This window comes from Bartonella tribocorum, assembly GCF_002777915.1.
Classification (GTDB): Bacteria; Pseudomonadota; Alphaproteobacteria; order Rhizobiales; family Rhizobiaceae; genus Bartonella; species Bartonella tribocorum_A.
In genome coordinates, this window is the sequence record NZ_NJGE01000048.1 from 1 (window position 1) to 3,457 (window position 3,457).

Sequence of the window (3,457 nt, forward strand, 5' to 3'; positions counted from 1 at the left end):
GATCATATCTAGGCGATTATGCACTGCTCCCTCAAGTGATGTGGCGTCTATCGGTGCGACAGCTTGGTGGGCTGCTGCGGTGTTGCGGTTGAGTGCATCAATGATTTGTCCAGCATCTTGCCCCATCGCCCTCTGGTTGCTTTCACCGGTTAAGATGATGATACCATCACTGATAGCCGATTTGGTTTCACCTTCTGCTCCATCCTTGGCTTTACCGTGATTTAAAACATTCTTGGCAATGTTTTTTAGCGTGTCATTTCCAGAAAGGCTAAAACCATGGCTGCTGGCAAGAGCATGCGCACTGTTGGTGATATCACTGGTGCTGATGCTTCCGGTGGTCAGTTTATTTTTGTTCGCCGGTGCGGTGCTGCCGATAATACCTCCGGTCATGGTTGTTGCACCCGCCACTGTAATATCAAAGCCACCATCACCGGTTTTAATGCCGGATTGTTCCACAACGCTATGATAATCACTAGAGGATTTGTCCTTTTGGAAAGAGGCGCTCATTGAACCTCCACCACCCGTTTTTCCTGCACCAAAGCCAACAGAAACAGAATTTTGCTTGCTGGAAGTTTTTCCGGTATCGCTCTGGCTAGTAATGCTGAAATCACCACCAACACCCATCTCTACACGGTTTGCAGAAACCACAGCCCCCGCAAATGTAGTATTTCCCCCACTATTGGTATGAACAGTGCCGGTGCCTATAATATGGCTATTCTTGTGTTGCAGTTGTTCACTGGAGCCCTTTCCTTTTCCAAAAGAAGCATTGCCCATCCACCCAGAACCGCCACTCCCAGAGCTGTAACCAACATTGAGCGCAGTATTTTGCGAATGGTGTTGTGTTGTTAGGGTTGGCATTCATCCGCATTTTTGTACCTTTTACAAAAAGGGCTGTTTAAGCGCTTCTCAACACTTCTCTGTGGGATGACAGCACCAGGACGACAAATGGGGAGGTTTCTACCGTTAAAAGGAGAACACCAGCTACCCCTCCCTTTATAATGGAACCCTGCTTGGATCATGCAAGCATCAATCGTTGCATTCTCATTGTTGCTTAGCTTTTGAACTTCTTCCTCAAGGTAATTAAGATGCGGCAGTCCACATTCTAGCAATGCTTTTCCTATCTCAATAGAATCTGCTCCTGGCTTCTCCCACACAGCCGTCTCTCCTCGAGGAGGTTTGTCAATATTTTCAATGTCACATCCAGTAACCGTTAACAAAATGAGCAGACTTAATAAATTAAACAATATTTTCATTTTTTAGTCCTTGTTCTCGTTGAATAAAGTTTGTTAAAATCAAATGAACCATAATTAGTTTGACACTCACGACTCGCATCACCATAGCAATTATGGGTACTAGGGTTATGGCCAATGAGAGCTCCCCCTTGCTCTATCATTGGAATTACTGGTAGAAATAATACATAGGGGAACTTCAAGGGTACCTGATAAGCAGTAGGCCAATTGTACCCAATCACTGTACTAATGGGGTCTAATATATGGCCTTGTACGTAGATATAATTTTTTTCGCCATCGCTTAGATAATCTACCGTATTGGCTATCGATTGCAGGTGAGCAGCCGATCCAAAAAGATAGAAGTCTGTTTTCTTGGCTATACCATGGATACCACGCTCTTCAAGGTCACGTAATCCATTACCYCCTGTCAAGGTACCACGGCTATGCATACTWACAATAGCCCCCTCATTGCCATAACGAGAGACAAAATCTTGGAATTTCTTCGTCGAATTACTCAACCCCCCAATATTTCCTTCCAGAAACTTCTGATAAAACGCTATCCCTAACTCTACCAGCGGATCTTTAGATTGTGGGAAATATGTAAAATACAGATGACCATTGTTATAAACAGCCATTTGGACGGCATTACGCGCTGCATCATCAGGGGAATTAAAAATGCCATTGTAGAACATATAAACAGCGCCATCAGGGCCTTTTTGTAAATGATTTTCTTCCTCTGGTTTTAAAAAGTTATACAGAGTAATATATTTTCCATCGCTGCCTTTTATAGGTTTTCCATTTTCATCGGTTAAATAGAGGGTATTGCCATTTTCATCATGCGCAACCTCACCCACTGGGTGGTTTTTGACATAGGCGATTTTACGAACCCCGTCCCATATATCAAACCATTCATCTACCCATTGATTTTTCATACCTAAACGATTACGCAATATATCCTCAAGCGGTGCTACATTTAGCTGTCCTACCGCTTGGTGGGCTGCTGCGGTGTTGCGGTTGAGTGCATCAATGATTTGTCCAGCATCTTGCCCCATCGCCCTCTGGTTGCTTTCACCGGTTAAGATGATGGTTCCATCACTGATAGCCGACTTGGTTTCACCTTCTGCTCCATGCTTGGCTTTACCGTGATTTAAAACATTCTTGGCAATGTTTTTTATCGTGTCATTTCCAGAAAGGCTAAAACCATGGCTGCTGGCTGTCGCATGCGCACTGTTGGTGATATCACTGGTGCTGATGCTTCCTGTGGTCAGTTTATTTTTGTTCGCCGGTGCGGTACTATCAATAATTCCTCCGGTCATGGTTGTTGCACCCGCCACTGTAATATCAAAGCCGCCATCACCGGTTTTAATGCCGGATTGCTCCACAACGCTGTGATAATCACTAGAGGATTGATCCTTTTGGAAAGAGGCGTTCATGGAGCCTCCTCCACCCGTTTTTCCTGCACCAAAGCCAACATTCTCATTAAAGCGCTTTGCGAATGATTTTGTGTTGTTAGGGTTGGCATTCAAGTGCGTTTTTATGTCTTTTACAATAAGGACTATTTAAGCGTTTCTCAACACTTCGCTGAGGCATGACAGCTCCAGGACGACATATGGGAAGGTTGTCCGATTTATGGTTCTCACACCATTCTTGTATGGTAAAGCTAGGGCGAAAACCTGATTGCCCCATACAAATTTCAATACTGGCAAATTGATTCAAATCTAGCGCTACAACCTTATCAAGATCCGGTACGCCACATTCCAAAAGTATTTTGTTTCTCCATAATGCTGGAGAAAGTGAGGGTATTGGATTAACACACCCAGCTATACTTAAGACAACTATACAGCTCAATAATTTCAAGATTTTTTTCATTTTCCCCTCCTCTAATGGGTTTCTTGACAATAAAAAGGAACAGCAAGACTTAAGGTTTGCATTCAGGTTGTACTGGACTTCTTTTACAAAAAGGGCTGTTTAAGCGCTTTTCAACACTTCGCTTCGGAATAACAGCACCAGGACGACAAATGGGGAGGTTATTATAATTATAACACCAATATGGCCCCCCTGATTTTCTACGGAAACCAGCTTGAAGCATGCAAGCATCAATGGTGGCTATTTCATTGTCGCTTAGCGTTTTGTTTTCTGAATCCTGATCAATAAGGCTTGGCATGCCACATTCTAGCAAGACTTTTCCTACCTCAGTAAAGTTCGCTCCTGGCTTCTTCCACACTGCC

General features: G+C 43.8%; 4 protein-coding genes and 1 pseudogene. All 5 read right to left on the bottom strand.

The annotated features are described in order from the left end of the window. Positions 1 to 852, bottom strand: a pseudogene (locus CER18_RS09490) (hemagglutinin repeat-containing protein); the annotation flags it as partial. Further along, a complete protein-coding gene (locus CER18_RS09495) occupies positions 846 to 1,253 on the bottom strand; it encodes a hypothetical protein (protein WP_100129726.1) in 408 nt (135 codons plus the stop codon). The gene CER18_RS09495 and the pseudogene CER18_RS09490, both read right to left, overlap by 7 nt. Next, complete coding sequence (locus tag CER18_RS09500; protein WP_245410100.1) at positions 1,250 to 2,755, bottom strand: filamentous hemagglutinin; 1,506 nt, start codon at positions 2,753 to 2,755, stop codon at positions 1,250 to 1,252. Before CER18_RS09500 ends, CER18_RS09495 begins: the two co-directional genes overlap by 4 nt. Then, positions 2,739 to 3,098: a hypothetical protein gene (locus tag CER18_RS09505; RefSeq protein ID WP_100129727.1), complete on the bottom strand. Its 360-nt coding sequence runs from the start codon at positions 3,096 to 3,098 to the stop codon at positions 2,739 to 2,741. The genes CER18_RS09500 and CER18_RS09505 overlap by 17 nt, the downstream gene beginning before the upstream one ends. 49 nt (positions 3,099 to 3,147) lie before the next feature. Then, positions 3,148 to 3,457, bottom strand: a 310-nt coding sequence (locus CER18_RS09510) for a hypothetical protein (protein ID WP_100129729.1), incomplete at its 5' end; no start/stop codon positions are given.

Bases quoted from the DNA above. Each gene is read 5' to 3' on its own strand.
- CER18_RS09495 (WP_100129726.1), bottom strand. From the start codon at position 1,253: ATGAAAATATTGTTTAATTTATTAAGTCTGCTCATTTTGTTAACGGTT.
- CER18_RS09505 (WP_100129727.1), bottom strand. From the start codon at position 3,098: ATGAAAAAAATCTTGAAATTATTGAGCTGTATAGTTGTCTTAAGTATA.